Genomic DNA, 25215 nt, shown 5'->3' with positions numbered 1-25215 from the left:
GTCGTGGCGGCGGTCGAGGACGCCGTGGTCACCGCGGCGCCGTGAGCGCGGCCGGGCCGCCCACCACCCGGTGCTGTACGGCCTCCAGCGGGCCGCGCGGGAAGCGGCGCAGCCACCACCCCGACCCGGCGACCAGGAGCAGACTCACGCCCGCCCACAGGCCCATCACCCACCAGGGCCCGGCCCCCAGCCGCTGCGCGAGGCCCAGCCCGGTCCCGTAGCAGAGCAGGACGCAGAGCAGGTTCTGGCCGACGTAGCAGGACAGGGCGGTCCGGCCGACCGAGGCGAGCCCGCCGACCAGCGGCCGCGGCAGCCGTGCCCGGTCCAGGGCGCAGCCCAGGAGGCCCAGGTAGCCGATCGCGATCAGCGGGACGATGCCGTAGCGGCCCAGGACGAAGAAGTCGGGTCCCCCGAGCGCGGCAGCGGCGCCCAGCGGCATCCCGAGGCCCAGGCCCCAGCGGGCCATCCGCACCCGCAGCCGGTGGCCGCCGGGGGGCGGGGCGAACGCCCCCGCGCGGTACAGCCGGACCCCGAGGAGGAAGAGGAAGACCAGCAGCCCGAAGGTGAAGACGGGCTCGACGCGCAGCCCGGCGGCATGGCCGAGCCGGTAGCCGATCTGGTCGCCCCAGCCGCCTCGGGCGTACAGGTCCACGAGCGCGGGATCCGGTTCCACCGGGGCGTCGTCCGGGCGGCCCAGCGCGGCCAGGGTGACCAGCGAGATCAGCGCCACGTGCACCGCGCCCGCGGCCCACATCACCCGGCGCCGCACCCGCTCGGAGCGGGCCAGCAGCCAGGCGGTGAGGAGCGCGGTGACGGCGTACCCCATCAGCACGTCCCACGCGAAGACCAGGACGAAGTGGACGGTGCCCTCCAGGAAGAGGAAGGCGGCCCGCCGCCCGTAGCGGCCGGGCCAGGGGGCGCCGCGGCGGGCGGCGGACTCGTACTGGATGGCCAGGCCGACCCCGAACAGGACGGTCAGCAGGGACAGGAACTTGCCGTCCGAGAGGAAGCGGAAGAGGGTTTCGGCGATCCCGGCGACCGAGGGGCCGCCCGGCTCGGAGAACGGGTCGGGGGCCACCATGGCGCCCTGGAGGACGCTCGCCTCCGAGCCGGGGGCGGTGAAGATCCACACGTTGGTCATCAGCGTGCCGAGGATCGCGGCCCCGCGCAGGACGTCGAGCAGCGGGAGCCGGGTCGCGGGGAGCCGGGTGTCGACCGGCGCGTCGTGGGTCATGGTTCCAGCGTTCCGGCGGGCCGGGCGGGGCACGTCGTGCGGCCGGACGAGACCGGCGTACATCCTTCGGTGCAGCGGAGGATGCGGCCGGTCGTCCACATCGCGGACGACCGGCCGCTTTGCACCTGTCTTGTATCTATCCTGTGCGCATGCCATCAGCCAGCTCCGCGACCCTCGCGCCCACGGCCGCCGAACGGGTCTACCAGCACGTCAAGAACGGCGTGCTCGACCGCCGCTACGAAGGCGGCACCCTGCTCACCGAGGGCGAACTCGCCGACGCGGTCGGGGTGTCGCGCACCCCCGTGCGCGAAGCGCTGCTTCGCCTGGAGACGGAAGGGCTCATCACGCTCTACCCGAAGAAGGGCGCACTGGTCCTGGCCGTCTCCGCGCAGGAGATCGCGGACGTCGTCGAAACCCGGCTGCTGGTCGAGGAGTTCACCGTCCGGCGGGCCGTCCCGGCCGCACCCGCCCTGCTGGCGCGGCTCGCGGACCTCATCGACGAACAGCGCCGGCACGCCGCGGACGGCGACCTTTCCGCGCTGATCGCCGCCGACCGCTGCTTCCACGCCGAGATCGTGCGCAGCGCCGGCAACCGGATCCTCTCCCGGCTCTACGACCAACTGCGCGACCGGCAGCTGCGGATGGGCGCCCGGCTGCTGCACGCGCACCCCGAACGGATCGAGAAGACCCTCGCCGAGCACACGGAGATCCTCGACGCGCTGCGCGCCGGGGACGCCGACGGCGCGGCCGCGGCGGTACGCGGGCACGTCGGGCGGGTCGCCGCCCTGGTCCGGGGCGACGCGCGATGAGCGGCCCCGCCGGGGCCTCGGCCGTGCCCGCCCCCGCGCCCGACGCCGTCGCCGCGGCCGCCCTCCCCGCGGTCCCCGCCGCCGTCGAGCCGGCGCACCCGCCGAAGGATCCGCCGGGCGGCCGCCGGGCCGTCTTCGTCTGGTCCATCGGCGTCGCCGTCTACTTCGTCGCCGTCATCTTCCGCACCAGCCTGGGCGTCGCGGGCCTGGATGCCGCGGCCCGCTTCCACGTCAGCGCCTCGGCGCTGTCCACCTTCTCGCTGCTCCAGCTGCTCGTGTACGCGGGCATGCAGATACCCGTCGGCCTGATGGTGGACCGGCTCGGCACCAAGAAGGTGCTCATGCTCGGCGCGATGCTCTTCACCGCCGGACAGGTCGGCTTCGCGCTCTCCCCGTCCTACGGGACCGCGCTCGCCGCGCGCGCCCTGCTGGGCTGCGGTGACGCGATGACCTTCATCTCGGTCCTGCGGCTGGGCACCCGGTGGTTCCCGGCCCGGCAGGCGCCGGTGATGGCGCAGCTGGCCGGGCTGGTCGGCATGGCGGGCAACCTCGTCTCCACGCTGGTGCTGGCGCCGGTCCTGCACGGGGTGGGCTGGGTGCCGGCCTTCGCGGGCAGCGCGGTGGCGGGGCTGGTGGTCCTGGTGCCGCTGGTGCTGTTCCTGCGCGACCACCCCGAGGGGCACGCGCCGGCGCCGGTGGTGCGGGGCGAGGGGGGCTACGTACGCCGTCAGATCGCCGAATCCTGGCGCGAGCCCGGGACCCGGCTCGGGCTGTGGGTGCACTTCACGACGCAGTTCCCGGCGATGGTGTTCCTGCTGCTGTGGGGAATGCCGTTCCTGGTCGAGGCGCAGGGGCTGTCGCGCGGGGGCGCCGGTGGGCTGCTGACGCTGATCGTGGTCGCGAACATGGGGTTCGGGCTGGTCTACGGGCAGCTGGTGGGGCGGCGGCAGTCCGCGCGGATTCCGCTGGCGCTCGGCACGGTGGGGGTGACGGCGCTGCTGTGGGCGGCGGTGCTGGTGTATCCGGGGCGGGCGCCGATGTGGCTGCTGGTCGCGCTGTGCGTGGTGCTGGGGACGTGCGGGCCCGCGTCGATGATCGGCTTCGACTTCGCCCGGCCGGCGAATCCGGCCGCGCGGCAGGGGACGGCGTCCGGGATCACGAACATGGGCGGGTTCATCGCTTCGATGACGACGCTGCTGGTGGTGGGGGTGCTGCTGGATGCCACCGGGGACGATTTCCGGATCGCGTTCTCGTCGGTGTTCGTGCTGGAGGTGCTGGGGGTGTCGCAGATCCTGCGGTTGAGGGGGCGGGCGCTGGGGGTTGAGCGGGGGCGCAGTGGCTGCGGGGCCGTTGGTTCCGGGGCGGGGGTGGTTCCGGGGCCCGGGCCCGCCACCGGGCCTGGACCTGCCACCGGGCCCGGGCCCGCTCCGGTTTCCGGGTCTTCGGCCACGGTCGAGGCCTGACGGGGCCGTCCGTGCCGTGCCGCCCGGCGAGTGCTTGGGTGGCCCTCAATCGCCGGGCGGCTCGTATGCCTCCGGCGGCGCCTCAAACGCCGGCGGGGCTGGGTTTGGTGCGGGTGGCGGGCGCCTGACCGTGTGGCGGGCTCGGTGTGGTGCAGGCTGGTGCGCCGCCGGCTGCCTCCGGCGGCGCCTCAAACGCCGGCGGGGCTGGAAGTGGTGCAGGCGGTGGGCGCCTGCCCGTGCGGCGGACTGGGTTGCCGGGGCTGGATTCGGTGCGGGCGGTGGGTGCCTGCCCGGGTGGATTTGGTGCGGCTTCGCTACGGCGTGACCGCGAAGTGGGACAGGATCGCTTCCGCCAGGTTCTGGTCGCCCTCCACCTTCACGCGGTCCGCGAGGGGGCGGCGGCGGCCGCGGCCGGCGGCCAGGGGGACGTAGGTTTCCCAGTCCATGGTGAGGGTCACCGCCGGGCCCAGGGACGGGGCGCTGTGCATCGTGCCGCGGCCCGCGGCGTCGACGCGGACCGTGCGCATGAACTCCAGCGCGCCGTGCACGTCCAGCACCACCGCCGACCCCGCCGGGGCGCCCGCCTTCTTCGCGACGACCTTCGGGAGCCCCGCCAGCAGCATGTCCCGGGCCACCGCCGCGCCGGGGGAGTCCCAGTTCCCCGGGACCCCGAGGGCGGTCCGCAGGTCCTGCTCGTGGATCCACACGTCGAAGGCCCGCAGCCGCAGGGCCTGCTCCAGCGTCGTCTGCTCGCCCAGCGGCCCGCGCACCATCGTGGTGGAAGGATCCCGCTTCTCGTTGCGCAGCTGCCGCATCCGCCGGATGACGGTGTACTCCAGTTCCGAGGTCATCTCGGGGGCGGTGTGGTGGCGCCGGATGTCCACCTGCACCTCCATGTACCGGGTGAACTCGTCCACCACGTGGCGCAGGTCCCGCGGGAGGGTGTGGATGGGGCGCGGGTCGCCGAGCTGCTCGCATTCGATGCCGATGATGTGTGACACGACGTCACGGACCGACCAGCCGGGGCACGGGGTCGCCCGGTTCCATTCGGCCTCCGGCAGGGGAAGCACCAGCTCGGATATCGCTTCGATGGAGTGGGTCCACGCATCGACATAGGGCTCAAGGCTGGGATGGACGGTCAACGGGACCCCTCGCGTGCTGTTCAGTGGCGCGTTGTGGACTGGTGGGACCGGCTGGCGGCGGCACTGTCAAAGTTACGCTGCCGGTGAGCACCCCGGCAGTGCTTTCGTGTGACGATCGTAGGCCCCGAGTTGACGGCTTGAACGCCAGAACGGTGGTAGTGTGCGCGCCTCCCTGATCCAAATCGCGGTGAACGAGGGCGAGTCGGTGGTTTCCCGACGTGCCCGCGTCGCGGACCTCGTCCGCGAACAGAGCGGCTCCGACCTGGTCGTGCTGCCCGAACTGTGGGGTGTCGGCGCCTTCTCGTACGAGCAGTTCGAGACGGAGGCCGAACCGCTGGACGGGCCCACCTTCGAGGTCATGTCGAAGGCGGCGCGCGACGCCGGTGTCTGGCTGCACGCGGGCTCGGTCGTGGAGCGCTCGGGCGACGGATCCCTCTACAACACCGCCCTCGTGCTGACCCCCGGGGGCGAGCTGGCGGCCACGTACCGCAAGATCCACCGCTTCGGCTTCGACCAGGGCGAGGCCGTGCTGATGTCGGCGGGCGACTCCCTGACCACCGTGACCCTGCCGCAGACCGTCCTCGGCATCGCCACCTGCTACGACCTGCGCTTCCCCGAACTCTTCCGCGGCCTGGTCGACGCGGGAGCGCAGACCCTGGTGGTGGCCGCGGGCTGGCCCGCCCGCCGCCGCGCGCACTGGACCCTGCTGAACCGGGCACGCGCCGTCGAGGACCAGGCGTACGTCCTGGCCTGCTGCACCGCCGGTACGCACGCCGGGGTCGAGCAGGCGGGGCACAGCCTGGTGGTGGACCCGTGGGGCGAGGTGATCGCCGAGGCCGGCCCGGGCGAGGAGGTGCTGACCGTGGACCTCGACCCGGCGAAGGTCCCCGCCACCCGGGAGCAGTTCCCGGCGCTCAAGGACCGGATGCTGGGCATCCGTCCCCCGGCCGTACCGGGCTCCTGGACCGTCTCCTAGGCACGGACCAGCGGGCCAGCGGGCGGCGGGCCGTCGGGCCGTCGGGTGAGCGCCGGGCGCCGCCCGCCGGAGCTCACCCGTCCTCCGCCCGCTCCTCGTCCCGCTCCTCCCGCTCCTTCTCGGCCATCCGGATCACGCACACGGCCACCGCCAGCAGCAGCGCCGCGTCCGTCTCCTCCCGGACCACGTCCATGGCGTACGTCTCGCGGACCCGGTACCACTGGCGGGAGATCAGCGACAGCAGCTCGCCCTCGTACTCGACCTTGAACTCGCGGTCCAGGATCCGCCCGCTGACGTCCAGTTCGGTCCCCTCGGACAGCGTCACGCGGTAGTGGTTGCGCAGCAGCGAGAACCGCTTCTTGCGGATGACGGCGAGCTGGCGCCCGTCCCGCTCCAGGGTCATCGCGTCGCGGAAGCTGAACATCTTCTCCCGCAGCGTGATCAGGATCCGGCCGTCCGGGTCCTTCAGCTCCAGGGTGTCGCGGACGCGCAGGGCCTTCCCGTCGACCAGGAAGGCGGGCCGGCCCGCCTCGTCCTCGACCCAGTAGTCGTCCCCGATGGCCAGCACTTTGTCCCGAACCAGGTATTTCATGCCGTATCGCTGCCCGCGATAGGTTGCGGCCATGCCTCCGCTCCCCGCCCCGCACCTGCTCTACGTGACCGACCTGGCGTACCCGGCGCGCGGCCGCCGCTACGGCGACGAGGACATATTCCTCACCTCGCGGCTGCGCCGGGACTTCGCCCTCGCCCTGTGCCACCCGCTCGACGCCCGCGCCCTGCTGCCGGCCTTCGACGCGGTGGTCGTCCGCAACAGCGGGCCCGTCCTGCACCACCAGGAGGCCTACGACGCCTTCCGCGCCCATGCCCTCGCCACCGGCGCCCGGGTCTACAACCCGCTCACCGGCCGCGCCGACATGGCGGGCAAGCAGTACCTCCTGGACCTCACCCGCGCCGGGTACCCGGTGATCCCCACCGTCGACGACCCCGCCGACCTGCACCTCCTGCCGCAGGTGGCCGAGTACGCCGTAAAACCCCGCCAGGGCGCCGACTCGATCGGCCTGGCCTTCACCGCCGACCCCGCCGCGCACCTCGCGGCGGCGCGGCAGCGGGAAGCGGCCGCCCCGGGCGCACTGCTGGTCCAGCCGCGGATCGACTTCGCCTACGAGGTGTCCTTCTACTTCGTCGACGACGCCTTCCAGTACGCCCTGTACGCCCCCGACCCGGCCCGCCGCTGGGAACTGGAGCCCTACGCCCCCACCCCCGCCGACCTGGACTTCGCCCGCGCCTTCATCGCCTGGAACACCCTGTCCCACGGCATCCAGCGGGTCGACGCCTGCCGCGCGCCCTCCGGCGGCCTGCTCCTCGTCGAGCTGGAGGACCTGAACCCCTACCTGTCCCTGGACCTGCTCCCGGAGCCCGTCCGTGACGCCTTCGTGAACGCCCTGACGACCTCCCTGCGGTCCTTCCTGGGCTGATGGCACCCTTGACGCATGAATGCTGCCGCGCCCGCACCCCGTCGCGCCCGAGTCCGTGCCCCCGAGCTGATCGGCAAGGGCGGCTGGCTCAATACCGGTGACACCTCCTACACCCTCGCCGACCTGCGAGGACGGATCGTCATCCTCGATTTCTGGACTTTTTGCTGCATCAACTGCCTGCACGTCCTCGACGAGCTGCGGGAGCTGGAGGAGAAGCACCGGGACACCGTCGTGATCATCGGTGTGCACTCGCCGAAGTTCGTGCACGAGGCCGAGCACCAGGCCGTCGTCGACGCCGTCGAGCGCTACGAGGTCCACCACCCCGTCCTCGACGATCCCGAGCTGGCCACCTGGAAGCAGTACGCCGTCCGCGCCTGGCCCACGCTCGTCGTGATCGACCCCGAGGGGTACATCGTGGCGCAGCACGCCGGGGAGGGGCACGCGCACGCCATCGAGCGGCTCGTCGAGGAGCTGGAGGCGGAGCACGCGGCCAAGGGGACGCTGCGGCGCGGAGACGGCCCGTACGTGGCGCCCGAGCCCGTCGCGACCGACCTGCGCTTCCCCGGCAAGGCGCTCGTCCTGCCCTCGGGGAACGTGCTGGTCTCCGACTCGACCCGGCACCAGCTGGTGGAGCTCGCCGCCGACGGCGAGAGCGTCGTGCGGCGGATCGGCGGGGGCGTGCGCGGCTTCGGGCCCGACGCCTTCAGCGAGCCGCAGGGCCTCGCCCTGCTGCCCGACGGGCGGGTCGCGGTCGCGGACACGGTCAACCACGCGCTGCGGGTCTTCGACCCGGCCACCGGAGCCGTGGAGACCGTCGCGGGGACGGGCCGCCAGTGGTGGCAGGGCTCGCCGACGGCCGGGCCCGCGCGCGAGGTGGACCTGTCCTCGCCGTGGGACGTGGCCTGGTGGCGGGGCCGGGTGTGGATCGCGATGGCGGGCGTGCACCAGCTGTGGACCTGGGACCCGGAGACCGACACGGTCGCGGTGGCGGCCGGCACCACGAACGAGGGGCTGGTCGACGGGCCCGCCGCCGAGGCCTGGTTCGCGCAGCCCTCCGGGCTCGCGGCGGCCGGGGACCGGCTGTGGATCGCCGACTCGGAGACCAGCTCGCTGCGGTACGCGGAGCCGGACGGGGACGGCGGGTACGTCATCGCGACCGCCGTCGGCAGCGGCCTGTTCGACTTCGGCCACCGGGACGGCGAGGCGGGCCAGGCCCTGCTCCAGCACCCGCTCGGGGTGACCGCGCTGCCGGACGGCTCGGTCGCGGTCTGCGACACGTACAACCACGCCCTGCGCCGCTACGATCCCGCCACCGGCGAGGTCAGCACGCTGGCCACCGACCTGCGCGAGCCCAGCGACGCCGTGCTGGTGGGCGACGACATCCTGGTCGTGGAGTCCGCGCGGCACCGGCTGACCCGGCTGCGGCTGCCGGAGGAGGCCGTCCGCGTGGAGTCGGTCGCCCACCGCACGAAGCGCGCGGCCACCGAGGTGGCCCCGGGCACGCTGCGGCTGGACGTGGTCTTCCGCGCTCCGGCCGGGCAGAAGCTGGACGACCGCTACGGGCCCTCCACCCGGCTCCAGGTCTCCTCGACGCCGCCGGAGCTGCTGGCCGAGGGGGCGGGCCAGGGGACGGACCTGTTCCGGGACCTGGTGCTCGCGGAGGGCGTCACCGAGGGCGTGCTGCACGTGTCCGCGATGGCGGCCTCCTGCGACGACGATCCGGAGAACGAGTATCCGGCCTGCCACATGCACCAGCAGGACTGGGGCGTGCCGCTCACGGTCGTCGCCGGGGGCGCGGTGCGGTTGCCCTTGGTGTTGGCAGGTATGGACGACTGACCGCCGGTCGGCCACCGGGCGGGGCCGGATGTGGCACCGCCCGGTGGACGCCCGCCGCTCGGTCCGCCCTCCGGGGGGCGCCTCAAACGCCGGCGGGGCCGGCCATCCCTCAGCCCTCCAGGAACGACACCAGGGCGTTGGCCAGCAGGTAGGGGTCGTCCGCCCCGCACAGTTCGCGCGCGCTGTGCATGGAGAGGATCGCGACGCCGATGTCGACGGTCTGGATGCCGTGCCGGGCGGCCGTGATCGGGCCGATCGTCGTGCCACAGGGCATCGAGTTGTTGGAGACGAAGCTCTGCCACGGCACGCCCGCGCGCTCGCACGCCGCCGCGAAGACCGCGCGCCCGCTGCCGTCCGTCGCGTACCGCTGGTTGACGTTGACCTTGAGGATCGGGCCGCCGTTGGCGCGCGGGTGGTGCGTCGGGTCGTGCCGCTCGCCGTAGTTGGGGTGGACCGCGTGGCCGGTGTCCGAGGAGAGGCAGATGGTGCCCGCGAAGGCGCGGGCGCGGTCCTCGTAGCTGCCGCCGCGCGCGAAGACAGAACGTTCCAGCACGTTGCCCAGCAGCGGCCCGTCGGCGCCCGTGTCGGACTGCGAGCCGTTCTCCTCGTGGTCGAAGGCGGCCAGCACCGGGATGTGGTCCAGGTGTTCGGCGGTGGAGACCGCGGCCAGGGCGGCGATGCCCGCGTGGACGGACAGCAGGTTGTCCATCCGCGGGCCGGCGAGCAGTTCGCGGTCGCGGCCCAGGTAGGCGGGCGGCTCGATCGAGTGGACCATCAGGTCCCAGCCCGCCACCGAGCCCTGGGCCAGGCCCTCTTCCTCCTCCAGGAACGCGATCAGATCGCCTTCGCGGGCCTCGCCCAGGCCCCAGATCGGCTGCATGTGCCGCTGCTTGTCCAGCTTGAGGCCGTCGGTGTTGACGGACCGGTCCAGGTGCACGGCGAGCTGCGGCACGCGCAGCAGTGCCCGGTCGATGTTGACCAGTCGCTCGGTGCCGTCGCGCAGGGTGAGCCGTCCCGCGAGGCCCAGGTCCCGGTCCAGCCAGGTGTTGAGCAGGGTGCCGCCGTAGACCTCGACGGCGATCTGCCGCCAGCCCTGTGAGCCGGTGTCAGGCAGCGGCTTGACGCGGAGGTTGGGGGAGTCGGTGTGCGCGCCGATGATGCGGTACGGCGTGTGCGCAGCCGCGCCCTCGGGGACGTACCAGGCGATGAGCGCGCCGCCGCGCAGGACGAACTTGCCCCCCGCGCTCGAGTCCCAGGCGTCCGTTTCCGACAACTGCCTGAAGCCGGCCTTTTCCAGCCGCTCGCCCGCGTTGGCGACGGCGTGGTACGGCGAGGGGCTCGCCGCCAGGTAGGTCATCAGATCGTCGGTGTGGCCGCGGTCGAAGCGGGCGGGAGAGCTCATGTGGTTCACCTTAACGACGGTCGTGTTCGTCATGGCCGGGCTGTGGCGGATCGCCGACGGACAGCCGGGGAACGAGGGCGCGGTGGTGTGTGAACTGCGATCCCGGTCGGCTCAGCCCGGCGGACGCTCGAAGCGCCGCTGCAGCTGCCTGCGCTCGCCCCGGCGGATGCGCGGGAGCATCTCGGGGGTCTGCGCGGAGCGCTGCTCGCGCCTCTTGCGTCCGGCGCAGAAGATACAGGCCTCACCGGGCGGCGCGTCGGGATCCATCGGTGCGCCGGGATGTTCGGAGCATCCCGAGGCGTTGCGCGGGCGGGACAGCTCGCGGGCCACGATGAAGGCGCGGTGCAGGTCGTCGGCGACGCGGACGAACTCCTCGTCCGGTGAGCCGATGGTCAGGTGGAAGCGCGAGTCGTCGAGCGTGCGCAGGTAGTGCCGGAGCTTTTCGAGGGTGTACGGGGGCTCCGGCACCGGGTAGCCGAGCCGGCGCTGTTCGCCGGGGGGAGCGGGGGCGGGGACCGCGCCGCGGCCGCGCAGGCCCATCCGGCGCCGGTCGTTGCAGAGCAGGCAGCGGCCCCAGCCGTCGGGGGCCTCGGGGTCCAGGGCGCCGTTGGGGTGCTGGGGGCAGCCGGTGTAGCTCTTGGAGGGAGCCAGCGCCGCGGCCGTCTGGAAGGCGGTGTGGAGGGCGTCGGCGATGCCGTCGTACTCGGCGGGGTGCGAGCCCTCGTAGAGGTCCTGCATGCGGTCGCCGAGGGTGCCGAGCTTGCCGTGCAGCTCCTTGAGGGCGTACGGCCGCCCGGTCGGGACGGAGTACCCCCTGCTGTGCTGCTCCTGTGCGCTCATGCCTACGAGCGTCCCACGAACCGCCGACATCTCGTGCACGCGGTCGGCCGGACCCCCTGTGAGCTGGGGGTCCGGCCGGCGCGCGTACACCGCGTACGTCTTCGGTATCGACGGGGAGGGTCCTAGAAGGCGGCCTCGTCGAGGTCCATCAGGGTGTTGTCGACGGCCTCGGCGAGCTGGCGCTGGACCGCGACGCCCGGCAGGACCTGGCCGGCGAAGAACTTCGCCGCGGCGATCTTGCCCTGGTAGAACGCGACGTCCTTGGCGGAGGCGTTCGGGAGCTTCTCGGCGGCCACGGCCGCGCCCTTGAGCAGCAGGTATCCGACGATCACGTCACCGGAGGCCATCAGCAGGCGGGTGGTGTTCTGGCCGACCTTGTAGATGTTGCGGACGTCCTCGCCGGTGGCGGTGAGGTCGGTGACCATCTGGCCGACGATGGCCTCCAGGTCCACGGCGGCCTTGGCCAGCGCGTCGCGGGCGCCGGCCAGCTCCTCGCCGCCGACGGCCTCGGCGAGGAACTTCTTGATCGTCTCGGTGAGGACGTTCAGCGAGGCGCCCTGGTCGCGGACGATCTTGCGGAAGAAGAAGTCCTGGCCCTGGATCGCCGTGGTGCCCTCGTAGAGGGTGTCGATCTTGGCGTCCCGGATGTACTGCTCGATCGGGTATTCCTGCAGGTAGCCGGAGCCGCCGAAGGTCTGCAGGGACTGCGCGAGCTGCTCGTAGGACTTCTCGGAGCCGTAGCCCTTCACGACCGGCAGGAGCAGGTCGTTCAGGCCGACGAGGGACGAGGCGTCCTCGCCCGCGGCCTGCTTGACCTGGATCTCGTCCTGGATGGACGCGGTGTACAGGACCAGGGCGCGCATGCCCTCGGCGTACGCCTTCTGCGTCATGAGCGAGCGGCGCACGTCCGGGTGGTGCGTGATGGTGACCTTCGGCGCGGTCTTGTCCATGAAGTTCGCCAGGTCCGGACCCTGCACGCGCTCCTTGGCGTACTCCAGGGCGTTCAGGTAGCCGGTGGAGAGGGTGGCGATGGCCTTCGTGCCGACCATCATCCGGGCGAACTCGATGATCATGAACATCTGGCGGATGCCGTCGTGCTTGTCGCCGATCAGCCAGCCCTTGGCGGGGTGCTGGTCGCCGAAGGTCATCTCGCAGGTGTTCGAGGCCTTGAGGCCCATCTTGTGCTCGACGTTCGTGGCGTATACGCCGTTGCGCTCGCCCAGCTCGCCGGTCTCCCAGTCGAAGTGGAACTTCGGGACCAGGAAGAGGGACAGGCCCTTGGTGCCCGGGCCGTGGCCCTCGGGGCGCGCGAGGACGTAGTGGAGGATGTTCTCCTCCATGTCGTGCTCACCCGAGGTGATGAAGCGCTTGACGCCCTCGATGTGCCAGGAGCCGTCGGCCTGCTCGATCGCCTTGGTGCGGCCGGCGCCGACGTCCGAGCCCGCGTCGGGCTCGGTGAGGACCATGGTGGAGCCCCAGCGCTTCTCGACGGCGAGCTGCGCGACCTTCTTCTGCGCCTCGTTGCCCTCCTCGTGGAGGATGCCGGCGAAGGCCGGGCCCGAGGAGTACATCCAGATGGCCGGGTTCGAGCCGAGCAGCAGCTCCGCGTAGCCCCAGATCAGGGAGCGGGGGCAGGTGGTGCCGCCGATCTCCTCGGGCAGGCCCAGGCGCCAGTACTCGGAGTCCATGAAGGCTTCGTAGCTCTTCTTAAAGGACGCCGGGACGGGCGCGGTGTTGGTGGCCGGGTCGAAGACCGGGGGGTTGCGGTCGGCGTCCGTGAAGGACTCGGCCAGCTCGTTCTCGGCGAGGCGGGTCAGCTCCGACAGGACGCTCTTGGCGGTCTCGGTGTCCATCTCCCCGAACGGGCCGGTGCCGTACAGCTTGTCGCGGCCGAGCACCTCGAACAGGTTGAACTCGATGTCGCGCAGATTCGACTTGTAGTGCCCCATGGCTACGGCTCCGTTTTAAGGATCGGGGAGACAGGTTCCTCGTACTTACCAATCGGTAATGTCATGATGCTACCCGCGGGTAATAAGAATCAACCCTTGCTCGACGACTGTGACCAGCATCAAGCCAGAAACGCTGGAGAGCCGCTCAAGAGGGTCCGGCCGTGCAGCCCACCGCCTTCTGCGCGGCGGGGAGGTACCCCTTGATGAAGGCGGTGAGGGCCTCGCGCCGCTTCGGGAGGTCGTCGGTCTTGACCGGCGGGAAGGCCTCGACGACGAAGGCGCTCGGCTTGCCCTGGTACGTGCACCGGGCGGCGGCGATGACCATCGCGTCTGACACCCACCCCTGGTCGCCGACGTCGATCTTCCGCGGGTTGCCCGCGCGGTTGAGCTGGTCGCCCTGCTCCTTGATCAGGTCCAGTCCCGGCTCGGTCACATCGCCCCTGATGGTCAGGCCGCCCTGCTTGTCCACGGTGATGTCGCAGCGCGGGGCGGCGGGCCGGGACGCGTACGGCGTCTGCTCCAGCTTCTTCCCGGGCGGTAGCAGCGGTTCCAGCAGGGCGGGCTCCAGGGGCACGCCGCAGACGTCGCCCGGCACGGCGTAGTCCCGGTCCTGGGTGCAGCCGGCCGCGCCGATGAGCAGTGCCGCAGCGACGGCAGCGCCGTACCGGCGCCTCACTTGGTGCCTGCCAGACCCTTGGCGCGGTCGTTTCCGGTGAGCGCGGCGGAGTTGATTTCCTGCTCCAGGGTGCGCGGAGTGTAGGTGTTTGTGGGGTTGGCCTTGGCCCATTCCTCCGAAAGGGCCCTCAGCTGGTTCTCCCGGTGCAGGAACGTCTCACGATTCTGGTCCTGGATCCCCGCGTCGATGCGGGCCTGCTCGTCGAGCTGCCACTGGTAGGTGAGCACGTCGACACCGCGCTGTGCGACGTCTCCCACGACGGGAATGAACGCGTTCGCCGCCGCGCCGAAGCCGTGGTAGAGCCACCTCGCCTCCCAGGAGGGGTCTTCCTTGTCCGTCTTGAGCGCCTGGTAGCGGGCTTCCTCCAGGAATCCGATCGTCCGGCCCCCGTCCTGCAAGGTCTCGTTGGGGTCTTTGGGATGGTCCGTGTAGATGTCCTTGACGATCTCGCGGTTCATGGCTTCGTTGAGCATGCCGTAAGAGGTCTGGTCGCGGGAGATCTGTTTGCTCACTTCCAGCAGGTCCTTCCGGTTGACGAGGCGAGGGTCGTTCGGGTCGTCGGACATGGCGCTCGCCGAGTGGTGGACCACGTCGCTGTGCCGGGACAGGACCTTCGCCATGTCGTCGCGCATCTCGGACGGGAAGTCGTCGCCCGCCTGCGAGAGGTAGGTCAGCGAGCGGTCCAGCACCTTGCGGTGGTCGGGGGAGAGATCGACCTGCCGGGCGTTCGGGTCCAGCGGGTTCTGGCCGGTCGCCGCCGCGACCAGCGCGTTGCCGGTCGCCTCGCGAGCGGAGTTGCCGTCGTGGCTGTTCAGCGGGGTGTCGTCGAAGACGTGCCGGTCCTTCAGGACGTACTGGGCGTTGTCCGTCGGCTGCGTCGTGTTGAAGAACTGCGTGGCCGCTTCGGGGCTGTTGGCCAGGCCGGTCATGAAGCCGGTCATCGGGTCGCGGCCGAAGTCCTCGCCGATGAAGTTCATCTTCGGCGTCGGCGGGACCCCGCCGTTCCAGTACTTCTCCGGGAACTTCATCTTCTTCTCGGTGGCCACGAGCGCGTTCCCGTAGTCGTTCAGGAACCGGTCGTCCCAGTCGCCGGTCCGCATCAGGTTGCTCATCAGCTGGAAGCCGTAGACCCGCGTGCCGCGCGTCTGGATCATCTGGTCGCCGTTCCTGACCATCTCGTCCTCCCAGCCGCGCATGGCGGGGCTGTCCGACTGGGTCGCCCCGGCAAGCGTGAAGGCGAGGTTCTTCTGGAAGTCGCCCAGCTCGTCGAGGCGGGCCCGCTGGAGGGTGCCGCCGTCCGAGGGGTCCGTGAGGTCCGCCCAGAAGTCCAGCAGCCCGCGCGGGCCGAGCGTGGTCGCGAACTCCTCCTGGAAGAGCCGGTCGTCCTTGTGCGCGGCCAGGTCCCGGTTCAGCTGGTCGAACTCCTCGGGCGTCAGGTCGTCGCCCTTCTTCTTGAGCAGGTTCGCGATCCGCTCCGCGTCCTTGATCGCCGCCGCGGCCACGTCGCGGTTGTAGTAGCTCGCGTCGGAGAAGCCGTACGGGTTCTGCTTCACCAGCATGGACAGGGCCTGGGCCGCCGTGGTGTCGCTCTCGGTGGCGCGCTGCAGGATCCCCTGGACCGTGTCGCGCAGGGCGATCGCGTCGGCCTCGGTGTGCTGGGGCACGGGGTGGCCCTTGGCGGCGCGGTCCGGGTGGATGTTCATGGTGACCGTGAAGCCGCCGTCGCCGGTGCCCACCACGGTCAGGTTCCTCGCCAGCGCCTGCTCGATGGTGGTGTTCAGCTCGTTCTTGTAGCCGACCAGCTCGCCGTGGGTGTCGCTCAGGATGTTGCGGATGCTGTCCGCCTCGGTCGCCGCGTCGGCGAACTCCTTCGCGGTCTTGCCGATGAACTCCCGGGTGACGGTGGCGTTCACGCCGCGCCAGTCCGCCTTGGCGGCCTTCCCGCCGAGGTCCGTGCGGGCGTCCTCGGCGAGCCGCTGGAGCTTGGTGGCCATCGCCGACCAGTCGGTCACGGCGGTGGCGAGTTTCGTGAAGTCCGCGGAGCGGAGTGCGTCGAGGTCCATCAGTGCTGCGCCCTTTCCCCGAAGCCCTTGTCCAGCTGTTCGTACTTGAGCTGCGTCGCGATCCAGTGCTCGCCCTCGGCGTGCGCCTTCTGCGTGTAGTCGAGGTGGTTGGAGATGTGCGCGCAGGCTTCCAGCAGGGTGTTCACCTGCGCGTTCCACGCGTCCGCGACGGTCGACAGCGCGCCGCCGAGCGCGAAGTCCTTCTTCAGGGACCCGGCCGCCTCGTACGTACTGGCCTTGGCATGGTCCCCGTCGGTGTCGAGACGCTGGTGCAGGGCGAACGCCGCGTCGCCGACGGCCGCCAGGTCCTTCTGCGTGACGACGAGATCCCCTTGCGGCGCGGGCCCGCCGCCGCCGTCGTCGGGGACGTGGTTGAGGCGCATGGCGGGCTGCTGCTCGGCTACCGAGGCGCGCACTTGTGCCCATTCCTGGTCGAACGACACCGGATTCCCCCGTGGATGTGACGTCATCGGATCGGTCCCGGCCAGGCTAGTACGCGCCACCCCCGACCCCTAGGGCCTTTTGCGGAGCGGGAGTTGGGGGAATCTCGCACCAGACGGTCTTGCCGGCCGGGCCCTGCCGGACACCCCACCGCAGCGAGACGGCGGCCAGCAGGGCCAGGCCGCGCCCGCTTTCGTCCGCGTCGGTCGCGTGCCGGAGTACGGGCCACACGCGGGGGTCGGGGTCGGTCAGCTCGACCCGGGTCCGCCCGTCGGGCGTGCCGGTGATGCTGAGGGTGACCGGGGTGCCTTCGCCGACGTGCGTGATCACGTTGGTCAGCAGCTCACTGACGCAGAGCGTGACGTCGGGCCCGTGCGCCGCGACGGCCCGGCGGGCCGCGCCGACCGCCGCCGGGAGGGCGAGGAGCCGGAGGGTGAGGGCCGTCACCTGGCGGCCGCGGCGCGCAGGACGTCGGCCAGCCGGTCCGCGGTGGTGACGTTGCAGTTGCCGAGGCTGATCAGGGGCGGGGTCAGGTAGACGCTGGCGAAGGTCGGCAGGTCGAGCCCGAGGGAGGGCAGCGTGATCCCGTGCGCCGCGAGCGCCTCCCGGAGCCGGATCATGCTGGCGCGGGCCGTGTCGTCGCTGTGGTGGTCGCTCATGGGGACTTCCGTTCCGGTCGCGTACGGGCTGTGACGAATCCCTCACAGGTTGGTGTCGGGCGGCGTAGCGTGGGAAGGGGTTTCCGGTCCACGGAGCGAAGTGTGGAAGGCGGGCGATGGTGGCCGCGAGTAAGGACCTTGACGGCTCGGCGAGCGTTCCGGCGTTCTACGGCAAGGAGCTGCGCTGGAAACGGGAGGCGGCGGGTCTGACGTTGCAGCAGACCGTGGAGGGCAGCTACTTCGGGGTCAGCTACCTGAGCGAGATCGAGCGCGGGCAGCGGCGCATGCCGCTGGATCTGGCGCGGCACGCGGACCGGGTCCTGAGGACGGACGGGTACTTCGAACGCTGCTGCGAGGACGTGCGGAAGGCCCGGAGCATCGGCCACGCCAAGTACGCCGAGCGCGTTCTGGAAGCCGAGGAGCGGGCGGAGACGATTGACGAGTGGTGCCCGACCATCTTCCCGGGCGTTCTGCAGACCGAGGCGTACACGCGGGCGCTGTTCCGGGCGGAACGTCCGCTGGAACCGTCCGACGAGACCGATGTGAAGGTCAACGCCCGACTGGCCCGGGCCCGTCTTTTCGAGGACGACCGCAGGGCCTCGGAGTACTGGGTGATCCTCCACGAATCCCTGCTACGGCTACCGGTCCTTCCGCCGGACGCAATGGCCGAACAGCTCGCCCGGGTCGCGGGCTTGGGGCGGCGGCAGCGGATCGTTCCACAGATCCTTCCGTGGAACGCTGGGGCGCACCCCTTCACGGCGGCGGGCACGGTCCTGATCCTGACCTTCGGCGACGCGCCGCCGCTCGTCTACACGGAGTCCCTGCACAGTGGTGTCACGGTCGATGACCCGGCGATCGTGAAGCGATACCGAAGGTCGTACGATCTGCTCAGGGCCGCTGCGCTACCGCCAGAGGCGTCCCTGGCCCTGATCGAGGCGGCCGCGGAGGAATTCCGAAATGCCAAACCGGCAGCGTGACTTGAGCGGCGCCCGCTGGCGCAAGAGCAGCTACAGCAACACCGACGGAGGCACGTGCGTCGAGGTCGCCGACGGCTTCGCCGGGGTCGTGCCCGTCCGGGACTCCAAGGTCGAGGACGGCCCGGTCCTCGTGGTCTCGGCCACCGCATGGGCACCCTTCGTCGCCGCCCTCGCGGTCCACTGACCGGAACTCGACGCCGCGGCGGCCCCCGGCCTCGGTAGGCTTCGGCCCATGTACGGCTACGACCAGAACGTGAGCGCGGGGCAGCAGTACGCGCCGCAGCAGCCCCCGCCCCAGCAGGGCTACGGGCAGCAGCCGCCGCTGTACCCCGAGCCCTCGCCGCCGACGCTCGCGGACGCGGTGCGCGCCTTCACGACCGGTCAGCTCGCCGCCGAGGACTTCCAGCACATCTTCGCGACCTCGAAGGTCTACTGCCCGCGCGGGGACACCCCCGGCTTCCTGGCGCTGCACAACACGCAGCAGCCGGTGATCCCGATGTTCACCACGCTCAAGGAACTGCGCCGGTACGCGGGCAAGGAGTCCAAGTACTTCATCATCACCGGCGCCGAGGTGATCGACCTGCTGCCCACCGGCTACGGCTTCGTCCTCGACATGGAGGGCGACCACCGGATGGTCTTCGACGCGAAGGCCGTGGAGCAGATGGTGGACTACGCGATGCGGCGCATGTACGGGTAGTGGTGGGTCCGGCTGCTTGGGGGGCGCGTGCTCAGGGTCCATTTGACCGCCGAGGATCTGCTGGGCGTCCGGTTCGCCGCCGAGCCGCTGCCGCTCGTCGAGCTGGCGCTGTCCCTGGTGGCCGCGCAGCGGACGGACGCGCCGGAGGTCTTCGGGCGCTGGCGCCACCGGCTGGGCCGTGAGCTGCCCCGGGCCGCGCTGCCGCTGCTCGAACTGCTCCGCCCGGACGGCGACAACCCGGCCTTCGTGGAGCCCCCGCTGCGGGACTTCGAGGAGGCGCTGGACGCCGTACGGCTGGCCGCGCCGCTCGTCGGCGACGAAGAGCTGACCCGGATCCTGGCGCGCAGCCGCAGCGGTCCGGCCACCGCGCCCTGGCTGCGCGGGCTGCGGGACGGGGACCGCGAGTCCTGGGAACTGCTGGAGGGTGCGCTGCGGGCGGCCCACCGGGCGGTGGTCGTCCCGCAGTGGGCCGCGATCGGGCAGTGCTTCCGGGCGGACGTCGCCTGGCGCACCCGGCTGCTGGCCGCGCACGGGATCAAGGCCGCCATGGCCAGTACGCACCCGGCCGCGAGCTGGTCGGGCACGGTCTTCGAGGTCGCGCGGCCCCCCGACTTCGAGATCCGGCTGGCGGGTCGCGGGCTGACCCTGATGCCCTCGCCGTTCTGGACGGGCCGGCCCTTGCTCGCGGGCCATCCCGACGGCTCCCACCTGCTGATCTACCCGGCGATGACGCCGCTGCCGCTGGTGCCCGAGGGGCGGGCGGAAGGGTCGCTGGACGCCCTGCTCGGGCGTACGCGGGCGGCCGTACTGACGCTGCTGGTCCAGCAGCGGACCACCAGCGAACTGGCGCGGGACCTGGACATCAGCCTGCCCTCCGTCTCGGAGCACACCCGCACCCTGCGCGCGGCGGGCCTGATCACCACCCGCCGCGACGGCAAGGCGGTCCTGCACGCGGCGACCGGTCTGGGCGTGGACCTGCTGCACAGCGGCGGCTGACGGCCGGCCGGCCCGACGTTTCGGCGGGGACCGAAACCATCGCCGCCGGACGCGGCGCGGCGCAGCATCGGTGCAGCGGGGGGATCCACGGGGGACCTCCCGCCCCGACCGAGGAGGCAGGAATGACGCGTACGTAGACCGCACGCGGCTCGCGGCGGCGCTGGGTACGGGGGTCCCGGCGGCGTCCCCCTGACCTCGGCCTCGGCCCCGGGGGAATGACCCCGGGGCCCCTTCTGTTCTGTCAGGCATGGCGGAAAGTTCGAGTTTCAACTAAACTCGACGCCAGAAGGAGGTCCCGACCATGCCTGCAGTGACTGTGGAGAACCCGTTGACGCTCCCCCGCGTCGCCGAGCCCGACCAGGAGACGACCGCCCGCAAGGTGCTGGCCGTCACGACCGCTCCCGGTGGTTTCGAGGGCGAGGGATTCCCGGTGCGGCGCGCGTTCGCGGGGATCAACTACCAGCACCTCGACCCGTTCATCATGATGGACCAGATGGGCGAGGTGGAGTACGCGCCGGGCGAGCCCAAGGGCACCCCCTGGCACCCGCACCGCGGCTTCGAGACCGTCACCTACCTGATTGACGGAACCTTCGTCCACCAGGACAGCAACGGCGGCGGCGGAGTCATCAACGGCGGCGACACCCAGTGGATGACCGCCGGCTCGGGCCTCCTGCACATCGAGGCTCCGCCGGAGTCCCTCGTCGTCTCCGGCGGGCTGTTCCACGGCCTCCAGCTGTGGGTCAACCTCCCGGCCACCGACAAGATGATGCCCCCGCGCTACCAGGACATCGGCGGCGGCCAGGTCCAGCTGCTCTCCACCCCCGACGGCGGCGCGCTGCTGCGCGTCATCGCCGGCGAGCTGGACGGTCACCAGGGCCCCGGCATCACCCACACGCCCATCACGATGATCCACGCGACGATCACCCCCGGCGCGCAGATCACCCTCCCGTGGCGTTCGGACTTCAACGCCCTCGCGTACGTCATGGCGGGGCGCGGCAGCGCCGGCGTCGACCGGCGGCCCGTGCACACGGGGCAGACGGTGGTCTTCGGCGAGGGCGGCTCGCTCACGGTGCGGGCGGACGAGGCCCAGGACTCCAACGCCCCCGACCTGGAGATCGTGCTCCTCGGCGGGCTGCCGATCCGGGAGCCGATGGCGCACTACGGGCCGTTCGTCATGAACAGCAAGCACGAGCTCCAGCAGGCGTTCGACGACTTCCAGGCCGGGCGGCTGGGGCGGATCCCCACCACCGCGCGCGCCTGACCTCGTCGGCGGGGTCCGGGGTCCGGGGCACCGCCCCGGGCCCCGCGCCTCACTCGCCTTCGGAGCCCCCGGCGGGGCCGGGCCGTTCTTCGGCGCGGTCGAGGCCGTCCGGCTTCGACTGCTCGTTCAGTTCGAACCAGATCGACTTGCCCTCGCCCCGCGGGTCCACGCCCCAGCTGTCCGCCAGCATCTCCATCAGGAGGACGCCCCGGCCGCTGGAGGCCATTTCGCCCGGGTGGCGCTTGTGCGGGAGCTCGTCGCTGGAGTCGGCCACCTCGACGCGCAGGCGCCGTTCGCCGCGCTCGCCGACGGCCTCCGCCACGAGCAGGGCGTCGCCGTCCGTGTGCATCAGGACGTTGGTGACCATCTCCGAGACCATCAGGACCGCCGAGTCCAGCTGGTCCCGGTCCGCCCAGTCGTGCAGCAGCTCGCGGATCTGCTGGCGTGCGCCCGCGATGCGTTCCGGCTCGGCCTGCGCCACGGTCAGCAGCGTGCGCCGGACCGGGCGGGCGGGGCGGGTGAGCGTGGCGCCGCAGTCGTGGCCCGGCCCCTCGCGGCACAGCAGCACCACCGCTATGTCGTCCTCGCGCCGGTCGGCGAGCGGGCCCGTGGTGTGGTGCGAGGACGGCCCGTGGACGGCGGAGACCAGCAGGTCGGCGAGCTTCTCCAGGTTCTCGCCCCCCTGCGCCGCGGAGTGCGCGTCCGATTCGAGGATCGCGCGCAGCCGCGCCCAGCCGGTGTCCAGGTCGTGCCCGCCGGTCTCGATCAGGCCGTCCGTGCACAGCATCATCGTCTCGCCGGGTTCCAGCGTGAACCGGGTCGTCGGATAGTCGGTGTCCGCGACGATCCCCAGCGGCAGCCCGCCCGCCGTCGGCCGCATCAGCACCGTGCCGTCCGTCATCCGGACCGCCGGGTCGGGGTGGCCGGCCCGGGCCACCTCCAGCAGGCCCGACCGCGGGTCGCACTCGACGTAGAGGCAGGTCGCGAAGCGCGCGCTCAGGTGGTCCGCCTCCGCGTCCGCGTCCGCCCGGCCGTCCCCGTAGGTGCCCGCCCGCCCCTCGGACGAGCACAGCCCCGCGAGGAAGCGGGAGGCCCGGGAGAGCACGGCGTCCGGACGGTGCCCCTCGGACGCGTAGGCCCGTACGGCGATCCGCAGCTGCCCCATCAGGCCCGCGGCCCGCACGTCGTGGCCCTGTACGTCGCCGATGACCAGGGCGAAGCGGCCCGACGGCAACGGGATCATGTCGTACCAGTCGCCACCGACCTGGAGGCCGCCGCCGGTCGGGACGTAGCGCGCGGCGATGGTCATGCCCGGGATCTCGGGGCCGAGCTGCGGCATCATCGACCGCTGGAGACCCGTCGTGAGTTCCCGCTCGGATTCGGCCACGCCCGCGCGCTGGAGCGCCTGCGCGAGCATCCGCGCCACCGTGGTGAGCACCGAGCGCTCGTCGGGGGAGAAGGACACCTGGTGCTTGAAGGCCGCCATCCAGGCGCCCATGGTGCGCCCGGCGACGATCAGCGGGAGAAAGGCCCAGGAGGTGCGGGCGAAGCGCTGGGCGAGCGGCCAGGTGGCCGGAAAGCGCCGTTTGTAGTCCTCCGGGGTGGGGAGGTAGATCGCCCGGCCGGTACGGACGACCTCCGCGGCCGGATAGTCGGTGTCCATCGGCATGTCCGCGAACGGGCTCTCGTCCCCGGCGTCGTGCCCGTGGTGCCCGATGATGGAGAGCCGGTCCCCGGCCATCCCGAAGACAGCCAGCCCGTCCGGGCTGAAGCCGGGCATCGACAGCGAGGCCGCCACCCGCAGCACCTCGGCCGTCGACCGCGCCTCGGCCAGCGCCCGGCCCGCGTCCAGCAGGAACGCCTCGCGGGAGCGCCGCCAGTCGCCCGTGATGGGCGTGTGGACGGCCGTGGTGCCCGGCTGCGGCTCGGCGATCTCCTGGATGGTGCCGATCAGCTCGTAGTCGGTCCGCCCCTCCGCGGTGATGTTCGCCACCGGTTTGGAGCGGCTGCGCACGGTCCGCAGGACCCGCCCGTCGACGTCCATGATGCGCAGCCGGGCCTCGGCGAGGGTGCCCTCGGCGACGGCGAGGTTCACGATGCCGTTGATCTCGTTCCAGTCCACCGGGTGGAACCGGGACCGGACGGCCACTTCGGGCAGGGTGACGGACTCGGCGGGCAGGCCGAGCAGCCGGGCGGCCTCACCGTCGAGGGTGACCGTTCCGGAGGCGTTGTCCCAGCGCCACAGGCCGGTCGCGATCGCCGCCAGGACGTCCTCGGTGCGCATCTAGTCATCTTTACAGGTCGTGCCGCCGGGATGCCCGTCCAGGCGGCCCCGCGGGGGGCCGTCGATGCGGGCCCGCGGGGGTGCCCGGCCTGGCGGTAACCTGGGCAGGGTTGATTACCACCCTGCCATCGCGAAGAACTGGATGAACGATGCATCGGTACAGGTCCCACAGCTGCGGCGAGCTGCGCATTTCCGACGTCGGTGCCGACGTCCGGCTGAGCGGCTGGGTGCACAATCGTCGTGACCTGGGCGGCATCCTCTTCATCGACCTGCGCGACCACTACGGTCTGGTCCAGCTCGTCGTGCGGCCCGGCACCCCCGCGAACGAAGTGCTCTCCAGCATCTCCAAGGAGTCGGTCGTCCGCGTCGACGGCAAGGTCGTCTCGCGCGGCGAGGACAACCGCAACCCCGAGCTGGGCACCGGTGACATCGAGATCGAGGTCACCGACGTCGAACTGCTCGGCGCCGCGGGCCCGCTGCCCTTCACGATCAACACCGACGACGGTGTGAACGAGGAGCGGCGCCTGGAGTACCGCTTCCTCGACCTGCGCCGCGAGCGCATGCACCGCAACATCATGCTGCGCTCGGCCGTCATCGCCTCCATCCGCTCCAAGATGGTGAACCTCGGCTTCAACGAGATGGCGACCCCGATCCTCACGGCGACCTCCCCCGAGGGCGCCCGCGACTTCGTGGTGCCCTCCCGCCTGAACCCGGGCAAGTTCTACGCCCTGCCGCAGGCGCCGCAGCAGTTCAAGCAGCTGCTGATGATCTCCGGCTTCGACCGGTACTTCCAGATCGCGCCCTGCTTCCGCGACGAGGACGCCCGCGCCGACCGGTCGCCGGGCGAGTTCTACCAGCTCGACGTCGAGATGTCGTTCGTGGAGCAGGAAGACGTCTTCCAGCCCATCGAGAAGCTCATGACGGAGATCTTCACCGAGTTCGGCAAGGGCCGCCCGGTCACCTCGCCGTTCCCGCGGATCCCGTTCCGCGAGTCGATGGTCAAGTACGGCAACGACAAGCCCGACCTGCGCGCGAAGCTCGAACTCGTCGACATCACCGACGTCTTCGAAGCCTCCGAGTTCAAGGCGTTCGCGGGCAAGCACGTGCGCGCGCTGGCCGTCCCGGACACCGCCGCGCAGCCGCGCAAGTTCTTCGACGGCCTGGGCGAGTACGCGATTTCGCTCGGCGCCAAGGGCCTGGCCTGGGTCCGCGTCGGCGAGGACGGCGCCCTGACCGGCCCGATCGCCAAGTTCCTCACCGAGGAGAACGTCAAGGTCCTCACCGAGCGGCTCGGCCTCGCGGCCGGCCACGCGGTGTTCTTCGGCGCCGGTGAGTTCGACGAGGTCTCCAAGATCATGTCGGGCGTCCGCGTCGAGGCCGCCAAGCGCGCGGGCCAGTTCGAAGAGGACGTCTTCCGCTTCTGCTGGATCGTCGACTTCCCGATGTACGAGAAGGACGAGGAGACCGGGAAGATCGACTTCTCGCACAACCCGTTCTCCATGCCGCAGGGCGGCATGAAGGACCTGGAGGAGAAGGACCCGCTCGACATCCTGGCCTGGCAGTACGACATCGTCTGCAACGGCATCGAGCTGTCCTCCGGCGCCATCCGCAACCACGAGCCCGAGCTGATGCTCAAGGCCTTCGAGATCGCGGGCTACGAGGCCGAGACCGTCGAGCGCGAGTTCGCCGGCATGCTGCGGGCGTTCCGCCTGGGCGCCCCGCCGCACGGTGGCATCGCCCCGGGCGTCGACCGCATCGTGATGCTGCTGGCCGACGAGCCGAACATCCGCGAGACCATCGCCTTCCCGCTCAACGGCAACGCCCAGGACCTGATGATGGGCGCGCCGACGGTGCTGGAGGAGGCCCGCCTGCGCGAGCTGAACATCGCGCTGCGCAAGCCGGTGGAGACGAAGGCCGCGCCGTCGGCCGAGACGGTGGTCGCGCCGTCCGCCGCGGAGTAGTCGCCGCTTCTGCCGCAGGTACGGGGACGCCCCCGCCGGATCCGATCCGGCGGGGGCGTCCCCGTGTGCGGTGG

The 25215-nt window shown here is 71.7% G+C and carries 23 protein-coding genes; 11 read left to right on the top strand and 12 right to left on the bottom strand.

The features are described 5' to 3' along the window. Nucleotides 1–28 precede the first annotated feature (28 nt). Complete coding sequence (locus ABZY31_RS00405; RefSeq protein WP_356402971.1) at nt 29–1234, bottom strand: DUF418 domain-containing protein; 1206 nt, start codon at nt 1232–1234, stop codon at nt 29–31. Nucleotides 1235–1383: 149 nt separating this feature from the next. Between ABZY31_RS00405 and ABZY31_RS00400 the strand changes: the two genes are divergently transcribed. Beyond that, a complete protein-coding gene (locus ABZY31_RS00400) occupies nt 1384–2043 on the top strand; it encodes a GntR family transcriptional regulator (protein WP_356402968.1) in 660 nt (219 codons plus the stop codon). Beyond that, the gene (locus tag ABZY31_RS00395; protein WP_356402965.1) at nt 2040–3506 is read left to right on the top strand and encodes an MFS transporter; all 1467 of its coding nucleotides are present in this window, start codon (nt 2040–2042) and stop codon (nt 3504–3506) included. Before ABZY31_RS00400 ends, ABZY31_RS00395 begins: the two co-directional genes overlap by 4 nt. Nucleotides 3507–3820: 314 nt before the next feature. On the opposite strand, the gene ABZY31_RS00390 is transcribed toward ABZY31_RS00395, so the two are convergent. Further along, nucleotides 3821–4648 carry a maleylpyruvate isomerase family mycothiol-dependent enzyme gene (locus ABZY31_RS00390; RefSeq protein WP_356402962.1) on the bottom strand — a complete coding sequence of 276 codons (828 nt, stop codon included), beginning with the start codon at nt 4646–4648 and terminating at the stop codon, nt 3821–3823. Between the two features lie 160 nt (nt 4649–4808). On the opposite strand from ABZY31_RS00390, the gene ABZY31_RS00385 reads away from it, so the two are divergent. Further along, nucleotides 4809–5624 carry a carbon-nitrogen family hydrolase gene (locus ABZY31_RS00385; protein ID WP_356402959.1) on the top strand — a complete coding sequence of 272 codons (816 nt, stop codon included), beginning with the start codon at nt 4809–4811 and terminating at the stop codon, nt 5622–5624. 73 nt (nt 5625–5697) lie between these two features. On the opposite strand, the gene ABZY31_RS00380 is transcribed toward ABZY31_RS00385, so the two are convergent. Next, the gene (locus ABZY31_RS00380; RefSeq protein WP_356403655.1) at nt 5698–6216 is read right to left on the bottom strand and encodes an LURP-one-related family protein; all 519 of its coding nucleotides are present in this window, start codon (nt 6214–6216) and stop codon (nt 5698–5700) included. A 31-nt stretch (nt 6217–6247) separates the two neighbouring features. Here ABZY31_RS00380 and ABZY31_RS00375 point away from each other — a divergent pair, with 31 nt between their 5' ends. Continuing rightward, nucleotides 6248–7099 (top strand): hypothetical protein, encoded by an 852-nt coding sequence (locus tag ABZY31_RS00375; RefSeq protein WP_356402956.1) that lies wholly within the window; start codon nt 6248–6250, stop codon nt 7097–7099. Nucleotides 7100–7114: 15 nt separating this feature from the next. Then, nucleotides 7115–8935 carry an NHL domain-containing thioredoxin family protein gene (locus ABZY31_RS00370; protein ID WP_356402953.1) on the top strand — a complete coding sequence of 607 codons (1821 nt, stop codon included), beginning with the start codon at nt 7115–7117 and terminating at the stop codon, nt 8933–8935. Between the two features lie 109 nt (nt 8936–9044). Here ABZY31_RS00370 and ABZY31_RS00365 read toward each other — a convergent pair whose 3' ends face one another. The 8 genes from ABZY31_RS00365 to ABZY31_RS00330 all read right to left on the bottom strand — a co-directional run bounded on the left by ABZY31_RS00365 (nt 9045) and on the right by ABZY31_RS00330 (nt 16965). Then, a complete protein-coding gene (locus ABZY31_RS00365) occupies nt 9045–10337 on the bottom strand; it encodes a M18 family aminopeptidase (protein WP_356402950.1) in 1293 nt (430 codons plus the stop codon). 111 nt (nt 10338–10448) lie between these two features. After that, on the bottom strand, nt 10449–11177 hold the full coding sequence (locus ABZY31_RS00360; protein WP_356402948.1) for a hypothetical protein: 729 nt from the start codon (nt 11175–11177) through the stop codon (nt 10449–10451). Nucleotides 11178–11299: 122 nt separating this feature from the next. Continuing rightward, nucleotides 11300–13126: an acyl-CoA dehydrogenase gene (locus tag ABZY31_RS00355; protein ID WP_356402945.1), complete on the bottom strand. Its 1827-nt coding sequence runs from the start codon at nt 13124–13126 to the stop codon at nt 11300–11302. Nucleotides 13127–13271: 145 nt separating this feature from the next. Beyond that, complete coding sequence (locus ABZY31_RS00350; protein WP_356402942.1) at nt 13272–13802, bottom strand: hypothetical protein; 531 nt, start codon at nt 13800–13802, stop codon at nt 13272–13274. Then, nucleotides 13799–15865, bottom strand: a complete 2067-nt coding sequence (locus ABZY31_RS00345) for a hypothetical protein (protein WP_356402939.1) — start codon at nt 15863–15865, stop codon at nt 13799–13801. Before ABZY31_RS00345 ends, ABZY31_RS00350 begins: the two co-directional genes overlap by 4 nt. After that, entirely contained in the window at nt 15865–16281 is a 417-nt protein-coding gene (locus ABZY31_RS00340; RefSeq protein ID WP_356402936.1) for a hypothetical protein, read from the bottom strand. The genes ABZY31_RS00345 and ABZY31_RS00340 overlap by 1 nt, the downstream gene beginning before the upstream one ends. Before the next feature lie 73 nt (nt 16282–16354). Continuing rightward, nucleotides 16355–16753: an ATP-binding protein gene (locus ABZY31_RS00335; RefSeq protein WP_356402934.1), complete on the bottom strand. Its 399-nt coding sequence runs from the start codon at nt 16751–16753 to the stop codon at nt 16355–16357. Then, nucleotides 16750–16965: a hypothetical protein gene (locus tag ABZY31_RS00330; protein WP_356402931.1), complete on the bottom strand. Its 216-nt coding sequence runs from the start codon at nt 16963–16965 to the stop codon at nt 16750–16752. The genes ABZY31_RS00335 and ABZY31_RS00330 overlap by 4 nt, the downstream gene beginning before the upstream one ends. Nucleotides 16966–17084: 119 nt before the next feature. Here ABZY31_RS00330 and ABZY31_RS00325 point away from each other — a divergent pair, with 119 nt between their 5' ends. From ABZY31_RS00325 to ABZY31_RS00305, 5 genes are all read left to right on the top strand, one after another. Beyond that, nucleotides 17085–17942: a helix-turn-helix transcriptional regulator gene (locus tag ABZY31_RS00325; protein WP_356403652.1), complete on the top strand. Its 858-nt coding sequence runs from the start codon at nt 17085–17087 to the stop codon at nt 17940–17942. Continuing rightward, complete coding sequence (locus ABZY31_RS00320; protein ID WP_356402927.1) at nt 17923–18126, top strand: DUF397 domain-containing protein; 204 nt, start codon at nt 17923–17925, stop codon at nt 18124–18126. Before ABZY31_RS00325 ends, ABZY31_RS00320 begins: the two co-directional genes overlap by 20 nt. Before the next feature lie 48 nt (nt 18127–18174). Beyond that, nucleotides 18175–18639 carry an SseB family protein gene (locus ABZY31_RS00315; protein WP_356402924.1) on the top strand — a complete coding sequence of 155 codons (465 nt, stop codon included), beginning with the start codon at nt 18175–18177 and terminating at the stop codon, nt 18637–18639. 27 nt (nt 18640–18666) lie between these two features. Next, the gene (locus tag ABZY31_RS00310; RefSeq protein WP_356402922.1) at nt 18667–19635 is read left to right on the top strand and encodes a winged helix-turn-helix domain-containing protein; all 969 of its coding nucleotides are present in this window, start codon (nt 18667–18669) and stop codon (nt 19633–19635) included. Nucleotides 19636–19936: 301 nt separating this feature from the next. Next, on the top strand, nt 19937–20896 hold the full coding sequence (locus ABZY31_RS00305; protein ID WP_356402919.1) for a pirin family protein: 960 nt from the start codon (nt 19937–19939) through the stop codon (nt 20894–20896). 49 nt (nt 20897–20945) lie between these two features. Here ABZY31_RS00305 and ABZY31_RS00300 read toward each other — a convergent pair whose 3' ends face one another. Continuing rightward, nucleotides 20946–23180, bottom strand: coding sequence for a SpoIIE family protein phosphatase (locus ABZY31_RS00300; protein WP_356402916.1), 2235 nt, complete (start codon nt 23178–23180; stop codon nt 20946–20948). Nucleotides 23181–23329: 149 nt separating this feature from the next. Here ABZY31_RS00300 and aspS point away from each other — a divergent pair, with 149 nt between their 5' ends. Then, nucleotides 23330–25141 (top strand): aspartate--tRNA ligase, encoded by a 1812-nt coding sequence (gene aspS / locus ABZY31_RS00295; protein ID WP_356402913.1) that lies wholly within the window; start codon nt 23330–23332, stop codon nt 25139–25141. Nucleotides 25142–25215 lie beyond the last annotated feature (74 nt).

Origin of the sequence: Streptomyces sp. NPDC006529 (genome assembly GCF_040611795.1) — a bacterium.
Taxonomy (GTDB): domain Bacteria; phylum Actinomycetota; class Actinomycetes; order Streptomycetales; family Streptomycetaceae; genus Streptomyces.
The sequence above is the reverse complement of the archived record's forward strand: the minus strand, read 5'-3'. Positions and strand labels throughout refer to the sequence as shown.

Excerpts from the sequence above, each read along its gene's own strand:
- ABZY31_RS00305 (WP_356402919.1), top strand. The coding sequence starts at position 19,937 with ATGCCTGCAGTGACTGTGGAGAACCCGTTGACGCTCCCCCGCGTCGCC.
- ABZY31_RS00345 (WP_356402939.1), bottom strand. The coding sequence starts at position 15,865 with ATGGACCTCGACGCACTCCGCTCCGCGGACTTCACGAAACTCGCCACC.
- aspS (WP_356402913.1), top strand. The coding sequence starts at position 23,330 with ATGCATCGGTACAGGTCCCACAGCTGCGGCGAGCTGCGCATTTCCGAC.
- ABZY31_RS00360 (WP_356402948.1), bottom strand. The coding sequence starts at position 11,177 with ATGAGCGCACAGGAGCAGCACAGCAGGGGGTACTCCGTCCCGACCGGG.
- ABZY31_RS00375 (WP_356402956.1), top strand. The coding sequence starts at position 6,248 with ATGCCTCCGCTCCCCGCCCCGCACCTGCTCTACGTGACCGACCTGGCG.
- ABZY31_RS00365 (WP_356402950.1), bottom strand. The coding sequence starts at position 10,337 with ATGAGCTCTCCCGCCCGCTTCGACCGCGGCCACACCGACGATCTGATG.
- ABZY31_RS00300 (WP_356402916.1), bottom strand. The coding sequence starts at position 23,180 with ATGCGCACCGAGGACGTCCTGGCGGCGATCGCGACCGGCCTGTGGCGC.
- ABZY31_RS00330 (WP_356402931.1), bottom strand. The coding sequence starts at position 16,965 with ATGAGCGACCACCACAGCGACGACACGGCCCGCGCCAGCATGATCCGG.
- ABZY31_RS00405 (WP_356402971.1), bottom strand. The coding sequence starts at position 1,234 with ATGACCCACGACGCGCCGGTCGACACCCGGCTCCCCGCGACCCGGCTC.
- ABZY31_RS00395 (WP_356402965.1), top strand. The coding sequence starts at position 2,040 with ATGAGCGGCCCCGCCGGGGCCTCGGCCGTGCCCGCCCCCGCGCCCGAC.
- ABZY31_RS00370 (WP_356402953.1), top strand. The coding sequence starts at position 7,115 with ATGAATGCTGCCGCGCCCGCACCCCGTCGCGCCCGAGTCCGTGCCCCC.
- ABZY31_RS00400 (WP_356402968.1), top strand. The coding sequence starts at position 1,384 with ATGCCATCAGCCAGCTCCGCGACCCTCGCGCCCACGGCCGCCGAACGG.
- ABZY31_RS00315 (WP_356402924.1), top strand. The coding sequence starts at position 18,175 with ATGTACGGCTACGACCAGAACGTGAGCGCGGGGCAGCAGTACGCGCCG.
- ABZY31_RS00355 (WP_356402945.1), bottom strand. The coding sequence starts at position 13,126 with ATGGGGCACTACAAGTCGAATCTGCGCGACATCGAGTTCAACCTGTTC.
- ABZY31_RS00380 (WP_356403655.1), bottom strand. The coding sequence starts at position 6,216 with ATGAAATACCTGGTTCGGGACAAAGTGCTGGCCATCGGGGACGACTAC.
- ABZY31_RS00320 (WP_356402927.1), top strand. The coding sequence starts at position 17,923 with ATGCCAAACCGGCAGCGTGACTTGAGCGGCGCCCGCTGGCGCAAGAGC.